The 278-nt window shown below is 66.5% G+C and carries 1 protein-coding gene; it reads right to left on the bottom strand.

Annotated features, from left to right (window positions below):
- Positions 1 to 278, bottom strand: a 278-nt coding sequence (locus tag AC2A1E_RS24505) for an Ig-like domain-containing protein (protein ID WP_484385924.1), incomplete at both ends; no start/stop codon positions are given.

The raw sequence follows: 278 nt of genomic DNA, 5'->3' as shown, positions 1-278 counted from the left end.
CCGTTGGTCAGCGGGGTGCTTGGCGTAAAGCGCCAGTCACCGTTCGCATCCACCGTGGTGCTGCCGATCGCCTTGCCGTTATCCAGCACGGTGACCACGCCGCCCGCTTCCGCCTTGCCGCTGAAGGTTGGCGTGCTGTCGTCGGTGGTGCCGCCCGCCGTCAGTGGGCCCTGTACGCTGCCCGCATCATCCGTCACCACCAGATCCGTTACCGCTGCCGGTGGCAAGGTGTCAACCACGATACCGAAGTCACCGGTGGTCGGGCTGACCTGGCCGAT

This window comes from Serratia sp. HNCC26DJ206, from assembly GCF_057180605.1.
The sequence above is the reverse complement of the archived record's forward strand: the minus strand, read 5'-3'. Positions and strand labels throughout refer to the sequence as shown.